At 57.7% G+C, this 15,692-nt stretch carries 14 protein-coding genes; 8 read left to right on the top strand and 6 right to left on the bottom strand.

The genetic code is table 11. The features are described 5' to 3' along the window. The first annotated feature begins 58 nt into the window (after positions 1 to 58). From M9920_14390 to M9920_14380, 3 genes are read left to right on the top strand one after another with little or no spacing between them, the layout of a single operon-like run. Positions 59 to 358, top strand: a complete 300-nt coding sequence (locus tag M9920_14390; GenBank protein ID MCO5053472.1) for a heavy-metal-associated domain-containing protein — start codon at positions 59 to 61, stop codon at positions 356 to 358. Next, positions 355 to 1,035 (top strand): SCO family protein, encoded by a 681-nt coding sequence (locus M9920_14385; protein ID MCO5053471.1) that lies wholly within the window; start codon positions 355 to 357, stop codon positions 1,033 to 1,035. The genes M9920_14390 and M9920_14385 overlap by 4 nt, the downstream gene beginning before the upstream one ends. Further along, complete coding sequence (locus M9920_14380) at positions 1,032 to 1,922, top strand: SCO family protein (GenBank protein MCO5053470.1); 891 nt, start codon at positions 1,032 to 1,034, stop codon at positions 1,920 to 1,922. The genes M9920_14385 and M9920_14380 overlap by 4 nt, the downstream gene beginning before the upstream one ends. On the opposite strand, the gene M9920_14375 is transcribed toward M9920_14380, so the two are convergent. Then, on the bottom strand, positions 1,919 to 2,722 hold the full coding sequence (locus tag M9920_14375) for a DUF1361 domain-containing protein (GenBank protein MCO5053469.1): 804 nt from the start codon (positions 2,720 to 2,722) through the stop codon (positions 1,919 to 1,921). The two genes, M9920_14380 and M9920_14375, sit on opposite strands and share 4 nt — an antisense overlap. Positions 2,723 to 2,821: 99 nt before the next feature. Further along, positions 2,822 to 3,916, bottom strand: coding sequence for a zinc-binding dehydrogenase (locus M9920_14370; GenBank protein MCO5053468.1), 1,095 nt, complete (start codon positions 3,914 to 3,916; stop codon positions 2,822 to 2,824). Positions 3,917 to 4,054: 138 nt separating this feature from the next. Between M9920_14370 and M9920_14365 the strand changes: the two genes are divergently transcribed. Continuing rightward, positions 4,055 to 4,624, top strand: coding sequence for a hypothetical protein (locus M9920_14365; protein MCO5053467.1), 570 nt, complete (start codon positions 4,055 to 4,057; stop codon positions 4,622 to 4,624). Between the two features lie 75 nt (positions 4,625 to 4,699). Here M9920_14365 and M9920_14360 read toward each other — a convergent pair whose 3' ends face one another. Together M9920_14360 and leuB are read right to left on the bottom strand one after the other, a co-directional pair. Then, positions 4,700 to 6,202 (bottom strand): NAD(P)/FAD-dependent oxidoreductase, encoded by a 1,503-nt coding sequence (locus tag M9920_14360; GenBank protein MCO5053466.1) that lies wholly within the window; start codon positions 6,200 to 6,202, stop codon positions 4,700 to 4,702. 144 nt (positions 6,203 to 6,346) lie between these two features. After that, the gene (leuB, locus tag M9920_14355; protein MCO5053465.1) at positions 6,347 to 7,459 is read right to left on the bottom strand and encodes a 3-isopropylmalate dehydrogenase; all 1,113 of its coding nucleotides are present in this window, start codon (positions 7,457 to 7,459) and stop codon (positions 6,347 to 6,349) included. A 188-nt stretch (positions 7,460 to 7,647) separates the two neighbouring features. Here leuB and M9920_14350 point away from each other — a divergent pair, with 188 nt between their 5' ends. Next, positions 7,648 to 8,199 (top strand): FHA domain-containing protein, encoded by a 552-nt coding sequence (locus tag M9920_14350; GenBank protein MCO5053464.1) that lies wholly within the window; start codon positions 7,648 to 7,650, stop codon positions 8,197 to 8,199. A gap of 46 nt (positions 8,200 to 8,245) precedes the next feature. On the opposite strand, the gene hemB is transcribed toward M9920_14350, so the two are convergent. Both hemB and M9920_14340 read right to left on the bottom strand, forming a co-directional pair. Continuing rightward, a complete protein-coding gene (hemB, locus tag M9920_14345) occupies positions 8,246 to 9,250 on the bottom strand; it encodes a porphobilinogen synthase (GenBank protein MCO5053463.1) in 1,005 nt (334 codons plus the stop codon). Positions 9,251 to 9,254: 4 nt separating this feature from the next. Then, positions 9,255 to 10,145, bottom strand: coding sequence for a LysR family transcriptional regulator (locus M9920_14340; GenBank protein ID MCO5053462.1), 891 nt, complete (start codon positions 10,143 to 10,145; stop codon positions 9,255 to 9,257). Positions 10,146 to 10,303: 158 nt separating this feature from the next. Here M9920_14340 and M9920_14335 point away from each other — a divergent pair, with 158 nt between their 5' ends. The 3 genes from M9920_14335 to M9920_14325 all read left to right on the top strand — a co-directional run bounded on the left by M9920_14335 (position 10,304) and on the right by M9920_14325 (position 15,680). After that, positions 10,304 to 11,239 (top strand): prepilin-type N-terminal cleavage/methylation domain-containing protein, encoded by a 936-nt coding sequence (locus tag M9920_14335; protein MCO5053461.1) that lies wholly within the window; start codon positions 10,304 to 10,306, stop codon positions 11,237 to 11,239. Positions 11,240 to 11,747: 508 nt separating this feature from the next. Beyond that, a complete protein-coding gene (locus M9920_14330) occupies positions 11,748 to 14,576 on the top strand; it encodes a hypothetical protein (protein ID MCO5053460.1) in 2,829 nt (942 codons plus the stop codon). Between the two features lie 234 nt (positions 14,577 to 14,810). Then, on the top strand, positions 14,811 to 15,680 hold the full coding sequence (locus M9920_14325) for a DUF1559 domain-containing protein (GenBank protein ID MCO5053459.1): 870 nt from the start codon (positions 14,811 to 14,813) through the stop codon (positions 15,678 to 15,680). The last annotated feature ends 12 nt before the right edge of the window (positions 15,681 to 15,692 follow it).

Below are 15,692 nucleotides of genomic sequence, written 5' to 3'. Positions count from 1 at the left end.
TCCGCGAATCGTTATTGGCGGGCGGCTCCATTCTGTGACAAGATGCAAAGCGGTGGGTATGAAAACCAAACTGATTCTTACGCTTTTACTCGGAGTTGGGTGGCTGGCGGCGGCGGGTGACAAAAACACTGGCAGCGCCAACCTCACGAACCGCTTCACGATTACCGGTATGCACTGCGAAGGTTGCGCGAACGGTCTCACCGCTGAACTGAAGGAAACGCGCGGCGTCATTCGGGCGCAAGTCACCTTTTCAAACCGGTTGGCCGTGGTCGCTTACGACACGAACCGCATCAGTTCCGCGCAACTGATGACTACGATCAAAAAGGCCGGTTACACGGCGCAACCCGCCCGGCCATGAGCGAAAACGGCAGTGCGGCCACGACGGCCAGCCCCCTGGCCACCGCGGGCGGACGCGATCTCAAATTCTTCTATTGGTTCGCCGCGCTGTTGGTGGCGGTGGTGCTGGTGTTGGTTGTCTTCTGGCCCCCGTCGGCCTCGAAGTCGCGAGCCACGGATGCGTTGCCATCACGGCAACTGGCGGCCTTCGCGCTGACGAATCAACTGGGGCTGGTGACCACCAGCGAGATTGCGGCTGGGAAACTATTGGTGGTGAACTTCATTCACACCAGTTGCTCCATTTCCTGTTTGCAGGTGAATCATCAAATGGCCGAAGTGCAACGGCTCACCGAAACTCAACCCGACGTGCAATTGTTGTCGTTCACCGTGGATCCGGCTTCGGACACCCCATCAGCGTTGGCGCAATTCGGGGCCAAGTTTGGAACGGACCCGAACCGCTGGCAAATGTTGACCGGGCTTAAAGCGGACCTGTATGCGCTGATTGAATCGAGCTTTCTGGTGCGCGCACCGGCGGCACAGGCCAATCTGATGCCGGGCGGTTTCGAGGATACGGATCGGATTGCGGTGGTGGATCGGACGGGCCGGGTGCGCCGTTATTTCGACGGTATGCGCACGGAAACGCCGGCGGCCATTGTGGCGTTCCTTGAGGAGTTACGGTCGGAACCGGAAAAAATATGAAATACTTGCTGGGTCTCTTTCTCGTGGTGTTGCTGATGTTCCTAACCGGATGCGAGCGGTCGGATAAAACCAAGGCCCCGGCGTCCTCCACAGAGCAAGTCTTTGACGGACGGGGCGTGGTGCGTTCCGTGCCCGAAGGCGGACACACGCTGGTGGTGCGGCATGAGGAGATTCTCAATTACATGCCCGCGATGACGATGGAGTTGAACGTGCGCGACACCAACGAACTGGCCGGACTGCAGCGGGACGACGAGATCACGTTTCAATTGGTCGCGACGGCGGACACGCACTGGATTCAAAACCTCAAACGGATTGGCCGGAGCGCCACGTCCGCAGTCGTAACGAACATGCCGCCCGGTTTTCAGTTGGTGAAGGAACTCGAACCGGGTGACGCCGTTCCGGATTACGGGTTCGTGGCTGAGGACGGTCGCACGGTGCATTTCTCGGATTTTCGAGGGCGCGCGGTGGCGTTCACCTTCATTTTCACCCGTTGTCCACTGCCGGATTTTTGTCCGCGCATGGGCAATAATTTTGCCGCCGCCCGGGAGCTGCTGCTCACCAGCGCCCCCGCCATCACCAACTGGCAATTCATTTCAATCTCCTTCGATCCGGAGCATGACCAGCCGGAAGTGTTGCGGGATTACGCCAAGTTTTATCGGCACGAGAATGCCGACCGCTGGCTCTTCACCACCGCGTCGCACGAGGTGTTAAATAAGTTCGGCCCCGAGCTGGACTTGATCGTGGCGCCGGAGGAAGGCGGAAGCATCTCACACAATCTGCGCACCGTGGTGCTGGATACGCAGGGCCGCATCCAGGAACAATTCAACGGCAATCAATGGACGGTCGAGGCGTTGGTGGACGCCATCAAGCAAGCGGCGGCCAATTAAATTTCTCTCGATCGGGCTTCGTGCTTCCGCTCGTCCGGTGATGACATTTCCGAACTTGATTCTGGCGCTTGCCGGTGGTCGGGTGGCGGTTCGAGCAATTCATCATTCATCGAGGCTGGTTGCCGGGGAGATGGCAATCGCGTCAGCGCGTAGAGCATCAGGTAGGTGAGGAATAGAAACACCGCGAACAATCCGAAGAAAGCCAGATGCTGCGGTTGCCCCAAAGGAAAAGAGCTGATGCCGTGATAGAGCCGATGCGGTTTGGCAATGACATCCCAACTGTTGAAACGCAGGAAGCGCCCCAGATAAATCCCAAAGCTGCTCAAACCGGTGCTGATCGCCACGAAGCCCCAGCCGATCCAACTGCCGTAGCGCCGCGTAACCACGGATTGCATCAGGAACAGCGCGACGAATCCCAGGATCAATCCGGTCAACGCGCACGATAGAATGACGGTTAAATCCAGCCAGAAATTAAAAAACCGCCGGTCTTGCAGATGCACCAGGTCCGTGAAGATGTACGACGCATTGGGCAGGAAGAGCAGCCACAACACGGCCCAGGCCCAAAAGCGGATGGATGGTTTTTCGGTTGCCGTCATCTTGCGAAATTGGTTTTGCGCCAGCACCGCAAAAACCAGCGGCAACCAGGCGAGGAATAAATTCCAGATTAAAAACAGGTAGTTGATCCAGCCTGTCAAGAGAACCCGCACCACCACGAACACGCCGCAAACCGCCGAAGCCAGCAGCAGCGCGGCCAGCGGCGCGAAAATTTCTTTTGGCAAGACCCCTTTCAACTCACTCATAAATCAATTCCGTTTCGACCGCCTCGCGGCATAAAAGTTCAGTATTCAGCCCGGTCCGCATCAGGAAACCAGGACGGCGCCGCGCGTTCGGCTTTGGCGTCAAGACGCCGCGCGCTTCACTTCGATCAGCACCTTGCCGAGCACCTGACGCGAGCGTAGTTTGGCAAAAGCGGCAGCCCCGTCCGTCAGCGGAAAGATGGAATCAATGACGGGGTTAAGTTTGCCGGCGGCGGCCCAGTCCAATGTCGCCTGCAAATCGGCGCGATTTCGACCGTAACTGCCGATGAGCCGCTGTTGCTTTACGAAGAACGGCCAGAGGTTGAGCGTGACCTCGCGGCCCGCCGTCGCGCCACACGTAACGATCGTTCCGTTGCGCGCCAGACACGCGAAGCAGCGCGCCAACACCTCACCGCCAACGTGTTCAATGACCAGATCCACCCCGCGCCGTTTGGTGTGCTGCCGCACGGCCATGGGCCAATTCGGATCAGTCGTATCCACGACCAACTCCGCACCCAGTTGTTGGGCCAGTTGCCGTTTGGGTTCAGTCGAACCAGTGCTGATGACGCGCGCGCCCAACTGCCGCGCAATCTGAATCGCCGCCGATCCCACCCCGCTCGCGCCGCCCATGACGAGAACCCAATCGTCGGGGCGCACTTGAGCGCGATCGGTCAGCATGTGCATGGCGGTGCTACCAGCCAGGGTCAACGCGGCGGAAGCGACGTAATCCAATCGCCCGGGCAACGCCACCAAAGCGGACGCGGGCACCACGACTTGCTCGGCGAAACCACCATCGCGATTCACGCCGAGCAATTCGCTTTTGAGACAGACGGATGCTTCGCCGCGCCGGCAAAACTCGCATTGGCCGCAAGTGAGATTGGATTGAACCGCGACCCGATCACCCGGTTGCCAACCAACAACGTTGCCGCCGACGCGGCTGACGCGGCCCGCCACTTCGCCACCGGGCGTTCGCGGCAGCGGCACGCGCACGGGTAATCCGTCCGCTTCCAGCCAGAGATCGAGATGGTTAAGCCCACACGCAAAAACCTCGACCACCACTTCCCCGAGACCAGGGAGCGGGTCGGTCAGTTGGCGCAGTTCAAACTGGCCGGGCGTGCCAAACGCGGTGAGTTGCAAAGCTTTCATACCGGCGTCCGGAGCCGCGGCAAATTCCCGGTCCGGACGCGGCGTCAGCATAAGCTGTCGAACCCAGTTGACAAGGTCGGATGCTCCATTAGTCTCGACGGTCGTGCGGAGGTTGGAGGCGATGGGACGGACCGGACGCCGCCACGATCCAACCCAACCGCCGAATCGAATAATCCTGAAATAAGACTTATGAAAAGAATGACCAAACGTAGTTTCATCGGCGCGCTGACCCTGGCGGCGCTGGTGTGTAGTTCCATCGCGGTATCCGCCGCGCCCAAGACCGAGGCTCAGTTGATCGCGGACCTGGCTTCGCCCAAGGAAAAAGTGGTGATCCGGGGACTGGCCGAAATTGAGAAAAATTATCCCACCAGCAAGACGGCGCAGGCGGCCATCAAACCGCTGCTGACGGACAACCGCAAAGCGGTCGTGCGGAAAGCGGCGCGCGTGTTGGGCGTGGTCAACGCCGATGTCACCGAGGCGGAGATCAAGAGCATCGCGGCTTTGTTAAGGGGCACCGACAAGTATGAAATCATTGATGGCTTGAAGGCGTTGCGCGGCTTGAAGGCGCAGAGCGCGATTCCGGAAATCACGCCGTTGCTGAAGCACAGCGACAAAAACGTGATGCGGGATTCGATTCGCACGCTCGCGGTGTTGGGGGATCGCAGCCTTGTTCCGACGATTGAACCATTCATGAATTTCCCGGATCTGGCGGTGCAAAAAGACGCGGCGGACGCGCTCGCGATTCTCAAGCAGAAATAAAATTCAATCAGCAAGATCCCGCGCTTCCTGTTCAAGGGAAGCGCGGTTTTATTTTTACAATCGCGCCTCCGTTCATCACGCCGTGGACGTAATGAACTTTTTGCCGTCGGCGCGGCACAGCAGTTGAATGACGTGGCGACCGGAGAAAAGACAGGGCGGAATGCCGCCACCGGGCATGACCCACTGACCAGCCATGTAAAAGTTCGCCAGACCCGGCAGCGTTTTTTTGAACGGAGTACGCAGCGCGACCGGGGTCGGCGACCACCCCATGAACGCGCCTTCGTTGTTCAGCGTGAACCGCCAGGTGGTGTGCGGGGTGGCCATGTCCACCAGTTCCACCTGCGAGATGATGCCGGGATAATGCGGTTCGAGCCGGGCAAGGATTTCGTCGCCCACGCGCTTTTTTTCCGTCTGATAACGCGGACGGTCGTTGATCATGTCGTTCCAGAAATTCCAGTCGGTGATGAGCAACACCTGAAACACCGTCCGCCCCGCCGGCGCGAAACCTTCGCCGTAGTTGAAGATACGGATGGGAAAACCATCAATGGTTTCATTACCGATGGTGAGATTGTCCTTGAGCAACAGAAAGCGCAGGTGGGATTCGCCGGTGAAATCCCGGCGCAATCCGAAACTCAACGTGACCACGGGTTTGAGCTGCGGCCAGTGGCGGTAACGCTTTTGAATTGTCGCGCCGACATATTTTCCGCCGAGCAGTTTGAAGATGGTGTTCGTACCGTCGCCGGCGGAAACCACCACGTCGGCGCGTAACGTGGTGCCGTTTTCGAGACGGACGCCGACGGCGCGATCATTTTCGACAAGAATTTCCATCACCGTGGCGTTGTAACGGATTTCGCCGCCCAGCCCCGCGTAGCGTTCCAGCAGACTCGCGACAAAATCATGACAACTGCGCGAGAGCAATCCCATCTGCCGGTTGGCCAGCAATGACAAAATCAGCAGCACAAACCACATCGGCATTTCAGGCAAAAACAGATGCTGCATGATGCGGCGCAGGGTGAGGTTCTTGAAGCGCTGGCAGAACTCCCGGCTGGGCAAATTGTAAGCGCCGCCCAGATAGCGCCACACGCGCCGCAAGCCCCAGGCTTGTCGAATCGCGCCGCGCCAGCCCATCAGCTCAATGGGCGTTTGCATCAATGCAAAGATGTCAACCTGCTGAAACGCGCAAATGCCCTTGATGAAATCCGCAATCGCCGCCGCGTCTTCGGGCGCGAGATGATTCAGGTCCTGCGCGAGGCGGCCCAGGTCGGAGGTAAAGCTGACCCGCTGCCCGGTGGATTCATCAGCGAAATCGCAATAGTTGAGCAGGTCCGGAAATGAGCGTCCGTTCAAAATGCCCAGTTCGCGATATAATTCATGACAAGCCGAGCCGGGCCGATGCCCCATCAGATAATGCACGCCGCCATCAATCAGGTAATCCTGATGTTTCCAAGCCTTGGCCACGCCGCCCGCCTCGGAATGATGTTCGAGCAGCAACGTGCGATAGCCGTTCATCCGGCCAAAGCAACCGGTTGCCAGACCGGCGACGCCAGCACCAATGATGAGAATGGATTTTTCAGCCATGCTTGAGTTATTACCGGGTTGGTGCGCCCACCGCCGTTTTTCCAAGTAAATTCACCGCCGGTTTCCGCCCACGTTTACCCGCGCGCCGGTTCAAATGGACGACCAGCGCCAAGTCCAAGTTGGCGGCCACCCATGATTCGAACGTCACAGCGCAGAAACAATCGCCTCCCCCATGGCACCGGTGCCGACGCGCCGGGCGTTGGCTTCATCTGGATTGAAAATATCTCCCGTGCGATGGCCGGCGTTGATGGCTTGGGTGACCGCCGCTTCAATCGCGCTCGCGGCTTCATTCAAACCGAAGCTGTGACGCAGCATCAGGGCGCCCGACAGAATTTGCGCGATGGGATTGGCGAGGTCCTTTCCGGCGATGTCGGGGGCCGTGCCGCCGGCCGGTTCGTAAAATCCAAACGTGTTGCCGGCGCGCGTCGCGCCCAGACTGGCGCTGGGCAACATGCCGAGCGAGCCGCCAAGCGCCGCCGCTTCGTCGCTCAAAATGTCTCCGAACATGTTTTCGCAGAGCAACACGTCGAACTGCGTTGGCCGCAGAATCAGTTGCATCGCGCCATTGTCCACAAACATGTGCTCCAGGGTGACGTCCGGATATTGCTTGCCGATTTGCGTGACGGTTTCGCGCCACAGAATGCCATTTTCCAACACGTTCGCCTTGTCAATGCTGGTGAGTTTTCGGCGGCGCAATCTGGCCGACTGGAAGGCCACATGCGCGATCCGCTCAATCTCCGGCGTGGTGTAAACCATCGTGTCCACGGCGCGACGATGCCCGTCCGCGAGGGTTTCAGTCTGCTTCGGCTGGCCGAAATACATGCCGCCGGTCAACTCGCGCACCACGAGGATATTGATGCCGTCGCCCTGACGATTGGCCGCCAAGGGACACGCGGCCGCCAGCGCTCGGGGCAACGCCACGGGACGCAAGTTGGCAAACAAACCGAACTCCTTGCGAATCCGGAGCAGTGCGGCGCGCTCGGGACGCTCCTCCTTCGGCAGCGTGGGATCGCGATCCGGCAAGCCGACCGAACCAAACAGAATGGCATCCGATTCTCGGCACAACGCCAGCGTGGCCTCGGGCAGGGCTTTTCCGGCGGCGTCAATGCCCGTCCAACCGACCGCGGCTTCGGTGATCTGCAAGGTGAAACCGAATTTCTTTTCCGTCGCGCGGAGCACCTTAATGGCTTCGCGCATCACTTCCGGTCCGATCCCGTCTCCGGCCAGAGCGGCAATTTTGAAATGCTTAGAACTCATAAGAGCGGATAGAATAACGAAGCCGCAGGGCAATTTCAAAGCCTCAAGACGCGCCGATTTTGATCCGCGAAGGCGTTGGTTTGATTACGCACGGTTTTAGTGACGTAACTTTTAGAAGGATCGAAATGCACCTTTACGTTTGACTTGAATTTGCCGCAACCGCTAATTTGCTTGGGAAGCAGGTCATTATGGCGAAACTCATCATACTCAGCCAAGACATGGCGGGCCGTTCACATGAGATCAAGGTGGACAAAACCACCATTGGGCGCATGGACGACAACACCTTCCCAATCGCTGAGTCCTCCGTTTCCAGCCATCACTGTGAGGTTTATCTGCGCGATAACGACGTGGTGGTCAAAGACCTCGACTCAACCAACGGCACATTTATCAACGGCAATCGCGTCACGGCTGAGACCGTGTTGAAGCCGGGCCAGATTTTACGGCTCGGTCAGGTGGAGTTGCGTTTGGAAGGCGAAGGCGCTCCCGCCGCGCCCGAAGCGCCCGCCAAACCGGCAGCGCCAAAGTCCGCTCCGGAAAGCACCACCGTCGTGCAACGGGGCGTTAGTCTGACCGACTTGGAACAAGGCGGACGACGTCCGGAAGGCGCGGCCAGCAAAGCGTTCACCAAAAAGGAAAATAAAGGAAACAAGATTTTCCTGATCGCCGCGATCTCCGTGGGAGTGATTATCGTGCTGCTGGTTTTGTTCGCCTTGCTGTCCGCTGGCAAGCCGGGACAATAACCATTTTCTCAGCCACCGGGCAGAAGCCCGGTTCGGGATCCCTTCCTCATTCCGCAAGCCATCGCGCGACATCGGTGGCCGCATAGGTGATCAAAATATCCGCGCCCGCCCGACGCATGGCCAGCAAGCTTTCCAACGTCACCGCCCGCTCATCAATCCAGCCGTTCGCCGCCGCCGCTTTGATCATCGCGTATTCCGCGCTGACCGAGTACACCGCCGTGGGATAACCAAACTCCCTTTTGACGCGGTGAACGATGTCCAAATAAGCCAGCGCCGGTTTCACCATGACGATGTCGGCGCCTTCCTGAATGTCGAGCGCCACTTCGCGCAACGCTTCCTCGGCGTTGCCCGCATCCATCTGGTAACTGCGTCGGTCGCCAAACTGGGGCGCGGATTCCGCCGCCTCACGAAACGGTCCATAATAGGCCGAGGCAAATTTGGCCGCGTAGGACATGATTGGGGTGTCAATGAATCCCGCCGCGTCCAACGCGCTGCGAATCGCTCCAACCCGCCCGTCCATCATGTCGCTGGGCGCAACCAAATCCGCTCCTGCCGCCGCGTGGCTCACCGCCGTCCGCGCCAACAGCTTCAACGAAGGGTCATTCAAAATCCGCGCGCCGTGCGGGCCGGATCGAACCACACCGCAATGTCCGTGGCTCATGTATTCGCACAAACACACATCGGTCATGACCAATAATTCCGGCAGCTCCCGTTTCAACCGGCGGATGGTTTGTTGCACGATACCGTGATGGGCGTAAGCGCCGGACGCGCGCTCGTCTTTGCGCTCGGGAATGCCGAAGAGCAACACCGCCGGCACGCCGGCCTGATGCGCCCGTTCGGCTTCGCGTACAAGTTCATCAGGCGAAAGCTGAAACACGCCCGGCATCGCGTGAATCGGCTTGCGGATTTTTTTCCCCTGTCGCGCAAAGAGCGGCAGGACCAGTTGCGCGGGACGCAAATGCGTTTCGCAAACCATCCGCCGCAACGCCGCGGATTGTCGCAATCGTCGGGGTCGGGCGACGGGGAATCGTCCCGTAAATTTGACGCTCATGATTTCAAGCCTTCGCCGCGCCTTCCTTGAGGATGGCGATGAATTGCTTCATCGCCGGGGAAAGCACTTTGCTTTTTTTGTAGATCGCCGCGAGCGGACGAAACAACTCCGCATCCTCGATGGCAATGGCCGCGAGGGTCTGTTTGGCGACTTCCTGGCTAAGCGTTCCCAGCGGCACGATGGAGACGCCGGCGTCAATTTCCACCGCGCGTTTCACCGTTTCAATATTGTCGAACTCCATCACCGTTTTGATGTCCACTTCCCGCTCCTTCAGGATTCTATCAATGGCCTTGCGGGTGGGAATGTCCGGCTCGAAGCCCACAAATTTTTGTCCGGCGATGGCGGTCAGCTTGATGGATTTCTGTTTGGCAAGCGGATGTTGCGGATGGCAGATCAACACCAGCGGATCCTTGCGCAACGGGACGATCTCCAGCTTGGCATCCTTGCTGGGATACGCCACCAGACCGAGATCCACGATGTTGCTTAACACATCCTCATACACCTGATTGGCGCGCCGATACTCCACATGCACATGCACCGTCGGGTACCCCTTGAGAAACTTTTTGATGTACGGCGGCAGGTCGTGCAAACCAATGCTGTAAATGGTGGCCACGCGGATCGTGCCCGAAATGACGTCCTTGATCTCCTGCAGTTTATTGTGCAAACCGTCGTAGGTCTGGATGATCTGTTTGCTGAAATCGTACAGCACCTCGCCTTCGCGGGTGAGCCGGAATTTCTTTTTGCTGCGCTCAATCAGCAGCGACTTGAATTGGCGTTCGAGTGAACTGATCTGCTGGCTGACGGCGGACTGGGTGACGTTGTTGATTTGGGCGGCCTTGGTGAAACTTTCCGTTTCTGCGAGATCGCAGAAAACCTTGAGACTCTCAATTTGCATAAGCAGATTAAATGATAATCCTTTGATTCCGTCAACTAATGTTATCCGAAGGAAAATGAGTCCGACGGAATTTATCTTGATGACAAACCGGATCCTTCCGACTAACTTACCCTCAGTTAAACCATAGAGAACCGTATGCGAACAACCCGCTGAACCACATGAAAACGCGTATGACCACTACTCTGCCTGTCCCTCGTAACTTCCGTCCGGCTTATCACGCCCGCGGCTTCACCTTGATTGAACTGCTCGTCGTGATTGCCATCATTGCCATTCTCGCGGCCATGCTGCTTCCCGCCTTGGGCAAGGCCAAGCAGAAGGCGGAACAAATTTACTGCCTCAACAACGGCAAACAAATGATGTTGAGCGTCCAACTCTACACCCACGATGCGGAAGATCTGTTTCCGCCCAATGAAGACGACTCCGGGGCGCCGGCGGGACACTCCTGGGTCAAAGGCGATGCCGGGGCGGGAGGCGGTGAAGAATTTAATCCAGACATCCTAATGAACCCCAGCACCGCGTTGCTGCAACCCTACGTGGGCAATAACATCACCATTTACAAATGCCCGGCGGATCGGCGTAAACCCGGTCTGTATCGTGGGACGAATCCCGGCATGGCTGGACAACGCATTCCACCAGTGCGCACTTTTTCCATGAGTCAGGCAGTCGGTACCGCCTGCAACGGAAAGGCTAAAAACAGCGGACACACCAGCGGGCGGATCACAATGCCGGTAAGCGGCCCCTGGCTTGACGGCACCCACAACCATCTTTCGGGGAGACCTTACAAAACTTTCGGTAAAATGGCGCACTTCACCGGTACCGCCTCACCCGCCACGATCTGGGTCCTGGTGGATGAAGATCCCGACAGCCTGAACGATGGCGGCTTTGCAGTGGCGATGAATGTCGCCGAGTGGCTCGATTATCCAGCCACGTTTCACAATTTCGGCGGAGGTTTCGCCTTTGCCGATGGACATTCCGAAATCCACAAATGGAAAGATGGCAAAACCAAACCGCGAGTACCCGTCTCCACCATCAGCCTGCCGGTAGCCAACCGGGTGGACTGGCAATGGATGGTTGACCACACTTCTGCTCGGTAAAGTCTAGCCTTTATTGTGAGCGACCTTGGCCGTTGCTGTTGAGTCATTGGTTCTTTCAACAGCCCCAGCTCCGTCCAGCCAGACTCTTCCCTCCCCTGCCCTCGCTGGGTGAAACACGCGTTAATTCGTACCCAATCCAAGTCGCACTTCCGCTCATGCCTTAATCCGGTTGGGTTCGCCATTAGACGGTGAGGGCCGCGAACGCCTACCTCTGAAACCAGTCGCCCTTCAGCATACCGCTGATTTTTTATCCGACTCGGAAGCCCACCGCTTGATGGTGGTGCGAGAATTCGCTCACTCCTTGGTGGTAATTTCCAAAGGACAGGCCAACGCACCACCGTGAATCAGCACCAGAACGACAAGCGGGAAAGCACCGAAGGCAGAATACAATAATCTAAACGAGGCTACATTTTTTATATTGTAATTTCTGAAAAACCACCAATAATGCGCATCAGTTCTGTTTCAAACTAAACCCATGCGTTAACCTGGTTCAAAATAGAAATACACTATGCGAAAAAAATTAGTTCATGCGTTGGTGGTCGGACTGTTCGCTACGGCGTCCGTCCCGGCTGCAAGTCACCTCTTCGATTTCAACTCCGACCCCGATGCGGAGTTGACGATCTATCGTTCCGAGGAAGCCAATGCTGTCGGTGAAGCGGGAAGATGGTTCCCCACCGGTGGCAGCCCCTTGGAAGTCGGCGCCAATCCATCCAGCAACGGTTACCTGCAAATAACCGCTGGAGCGAATCCCAGTCCAGGCTCATTTGGTCACCGCGCCGCCATTATCTTTCCCGACTTCGACGAGGGTTTGGTCATTGCGGGATTCAAGTTTCAGTGTGACCTGCGCGTCGGCGGCGGCACACAGCCGCCCGCCGATGGTTTCAGCCTCAGCTACGCCCGCAAGGACGATCCGGTGATCTTGAATGCTGATCTTTCCGGATTCGCTTCCAGCCCCGGCGGTGAGGGCAACCTGCCCGAGGAAGGCACGCAAACTGGATTGTCCATTTGCTTTGATGCCTGGGACAGCGGCAGCGGCGACGTGGTGGGTATTACCATCCGGGTGGATAACGTAATCCGGACCAACTTCCCCATGCCCACCGTGAACGGCGATTGCAATGATCCGACCTCGATGCAAACCGGGACCAACACCCTCGGCGTGGCCGGATTATGCTGGCAACCGCTCTACGTCGAATTGACCACCGATGGTCGTTTGAGCGTGGCTTGGAAAGGCACCACGTTGATCACCAACTACGTCGTGGAATTTGCTCCCAGCCCCGGACGTTTGATCTTCGCGGGTCGCGTTGGCGGCTCCAACCAGTACCAAGATGTGGATAATATCCGCCTCGATACCACTCCTTCATCCGCGCCCGTAGTCAGCGCCTCAGTCGGCAACGCCAACGGTTTCAAATTCGTAATCAGTGACTCGGGAGCGGCCACGCCTGACACGAACTCCATTACGGTCACCTTGGATGGCACCCCGGTAACTCCCCTTCTCATGTCACAAAGCGGCAACATCGGCGGCGGCGACGGACTGACGGCCGTATCCTACCAAAATCCGACCCTGGTACTCGCGCCAGGCTCAACGCATACCAACATCGTCGAATTCACGGGAGCCACCTTCAACGGCACCGTGCGGGCCACCAACCGGTTTACCGTGCCGAATTACATGGTTTTGGGTACCGCGGATCAAGCGCCAGGCACAGTGAACACCAGCACTCCTGGTTTCTGGGGACGCATCAATCAATTACCCATCGCCCGCTACCCCGGCTCGGCCCAAGTGGATTTAATTGAAAAGCAACTGGCGAATGACATTCTCGATCCCGCCACCAGCCAGCCGTACCCCAACCAAACGCTCTTGGGTACCAGCACATTCACTTCAGATACGGTGATTAACTGGTCTCAAGATATGCCGATTGGTGGCGACGGAACCGGTAACTTCAGTCAAGACCGCCCCTTCCCGTACAACACACCTGACCAGCCGATCCCCGGCATAGATGCTCAGTCTGAAGCTAACACCGACTGGGTCGCGGCTGAGGTCTTGACTGTGCTTTATCTCCCGGCCGGCGCTTATGAATTGGGAGTCAACCATGATGACGGCTACAAATTGAGCGTGGGGCCTGAGCCACGTAATTTCTTCGATGCCCGCGTTGTGGCTCGTAAGGATAACAATGCCGACGATACCGGCTTGCGCCTTGTGGTGACCGACAGCGGCTACTACCCGGTGCGTCTGCTTTGGGGTGAAAACACTGGCGGAGCGCAATTGGAGTTTTACTTCGTGGATTTCGCCACCGGCAACAAGATCCTGATCAATGACCTGACTACGGGGCCGACTTCGATCGCCGCCTATCAGGCCCCGGCGGCATTGACCCGGCCTTACGTTGTGTCAGTCGCACCGAGAGAAGGAGCTTATTACGCCATTCCTGAAAGCGGCAGTGTGACCGTCAAATTCATGGATGGCAGCGCTGGCAGCGTGGTGGATGGCAGCATCCGCATTAACGGACAGACCCCCATCATCAGCAACTCGGGCAGTCTGACGACAGCAACCTTGAGCGGCGGCAGCTCGTTATCCGCAGGAGCTCATACTGCCACGTTGGTCTATGAAACCACACTTGGTGGGACCTTCACCAACACTTGGCAGTATTTCGTCTATTCCAGTAAGACCAATGTGGTCAAGCCCGGTGATCCAGTTGCCGTTTACCAACCCAATGGCGGCAGTTCTCCGGATGCGGAATCAGTTGAAAATGTCATCGGCGGTAATCTGCAGAAGTACCTGAACTTCGGCACCGGCGCGACGCCCATGAACTATCCCCTGGGTTTCACTGTCACTCCGTCGCTTGGGTCAACCGTCGTTACCGGTCTGCGCCACTACTCGGCCAATGACGCAATCGAACGCGATCCCGCCTATGTCGTGCTGGAAGGCTCGTTGGATGATGGAAACTCCTGGTATCCGATCTTTTCGGGCGCCATCACCATGGACACCGGTCGCAACGGCGACGGAGCAAATCCAGTCAGCCCGGCCACCAACTTTGTCTCGGAAGTGTCGTTTCCGAACACGTTGGGCTATACCAGCTACCGGTGGTACACCACCGCACTGCGCGGCAATGTCAGTCTGATGCAAATCGCGGAAGTAGAGCTCCTGGGTTCAACCGGAGCGCCAGCTCCGCTCCTGAGCATCACGACCAGTGGCAGCAACGTGATCATCACCCCCAACCAGCCGGGCACGCTGGAGTCCTCGGCAACCGCGACCGGGGGTTGGACGGACCAGGGGGCGATCTCCGGACCGCGGACGATTCCGGCCAGTGCCGGCGCCGCGTTCTATCGGTTGCGCGTGCCGTGATCGTTTCCGACCATTGGCTTGAAATCCAAGTCTGAAACACGAAACGATTGAATAATCATGGCGAGGCCCGGAGCAACCCCTCTTGGCCTCGCCTTTTAATTTTTGGCAACGGAGAGAACGAGTCTAAATTGACACGTTGATCAGAGCCGGTTCGGCCTTGATCAAGTGTTGAACGAAATTACAATTAAAGCGGAGAATTATATGCAAAATGGTAATCAATTCCACTCCCGGCAAATGAGGCGGCCACCAGCCCGTGCGTTCACCTTGATTGAACTATTGGTGGTCATCGCCATTATCGCCATTCTGGCGGCCATGCTCCTGCCGGCCTTGGCGCGCGCCAAACAGAAGGCGCAAGGCATCCAATGCCTGAACAACGGCAAACAGATGATGCTCGGCATCCTGATGTATTCCGAAGACTACAACAGCATCCTCCCGCCCAATCCCGATGACGCCAACAGCTTTTTCGGACACAACTGGGTTCCCGGAAACGCCGGCGGCTCCGGCAATAGCGTCAGTTGGCGCCCCGAATACCTGCAGGATCCGCAGCGCTGCGCGATCTTGAATTACATCGGAAAGAACGTCGCGCTATTCAAATGTCCGGCGGATAACCGGACGGGGAAACCCGGGGTCGGACAATATGCCGGCCAGGTAATCCCTACTCCTCGCACGTACTCGATGAATGGCGCGGTAGGTAGTGCTTGTGTCAGTTGGCAAGAAGGCGGTGGCCATGGTGGGGTACCCCAAACCACGACCCGCGCCCCCCATTTGACCGGTACGGCCAATGATCCGCTTTACTATAAATACAATAAAATTTCCAACATTGTGAGGCCCGGCGCCTCAGACCTTTGGGTGTTACTGGACGAAAGTCCGATTCTGCTCAATGACGGCGCCTTCGGATTCCGCATGACTGAATCCATGTGGGTGGATGCTCCGGGTAATTACCATGCCGGCGCCTGCGGGGTCACCTTTGCCGACGGTCATTCCGAAATTAAAAAGTGGCAATCGGGGCGCACTGGAAAATTTGTCGGCGCGGTCGCGGCAGGTTCGGCCGAGGAAAGAGACTACATCTGGTTACGCGATCGCACCTCGGCGCGAACCAATTAAACGAGAGGGTCA

It is taken from the genome of Verrucomicrobiia bacterium, from assembly GCA_023953615.1.
In the GTDB taxonomy this organism is placed as follows: domain Bacteria; phylum Verrucomicrobiota; class Verrucomicrobiia; order Limisphaerales; family JADLHS01; genus JADLHS01.
This window is presented reverse-complemented; position numbering and strand designations above follow the sequence as displayed.

Coding starts and splice junctions, on each gene's coding strand:
- M9920_14390 (MCO5053472.1), top strand. CDS start 59: ATGAAAACCAAACTGATTCTTACGCTTTTACTCGGAGTTGGGTGGCTG.
- M9920_14385 (MCO5053471.1), top strand. CDS start 355: ATGAGCGAAAACGGCAGTGCGGCCACGACGGCCAGCCCCCTGGCCACC.
- M9920_14380 (MCO5053470.1), top strand. CDS start 1,032: ATGAAATACTTGCTGGGTCTCTTTCTCGTGGTGTTGCTGATGTTCCTA.
- M9920_14375 (MCO5053469.1), bottom strand. CDS start 2,722: ATGAGTGAGTTGAAAGGGGTCTTGCCAAAAGAAATTTTCGCGCCGCTG.
- M9920_14370 (MCO5053468.1), bottom strand. CDS start 3,916: ATGCTGACGCCGCGTCCGGACCGGGAATTTGCCGCGGCTCCGGACGCC.
- M9920_14365 (MCO5053467.1), top strand. CDS start 4,055: ATGAAAAGAATGACCAAACGTAGTTTCATCGGCGCGCTGACCCTGGCG.
- M9920_14360 (MCO5053466.1), bottom strand. CDS start 6,202: ATGGCTGAAAAATCCATTCTCATCATTGGTGCTGGCGTCGCCGGTCTG.
- leuB (MCO5053465.1), bottom strand. CDS start 7,459: ATGAGTTCTAAGCATTTCAAAATTGCCGCTCTGGCCGGAGACGGGATC.
- M9920_14350 (MCO5053464.1), top strand. CDS start 7,648: ATGGCGAAACTCATCATACTCAGCCAAGACATGGCGGGCCGTTCACAT.
- hemB (MCO5053463.1), bottom strand. CDS start 9,250: ATGAGCGTCAAATTTACGGGACGATTCCCCGTCGCCCGACCCCGACGA.
- M9920_14340 (MCO5053462.1), bottom strand. CDS start 10,145: ATGCAAATTGAGAGTCTCAAGGTTTTCTGCGATCTCGCAGAAACGGAA.
- M9920_14335 (MCO5053461.1), top strand. CDS start 10,304: ATGAAAACGCGTATGACCACTACTCTGCCTGTCCCTCGTAACTTCCGT.
- M9920_14330 (MCO5053460.1), top strand. CDS start 11,748: ATGCGAAAAAAATTAGTTCATGCGTTGGTGGTCGGACTGTTCGCTACG.
- M9920_14325 (MCO5053459.1), top strand. CDS start 14,811: ATGAGGCGGCCACCAGCCCGTGCGTTCACCTTGATTGAACTATTGGTG.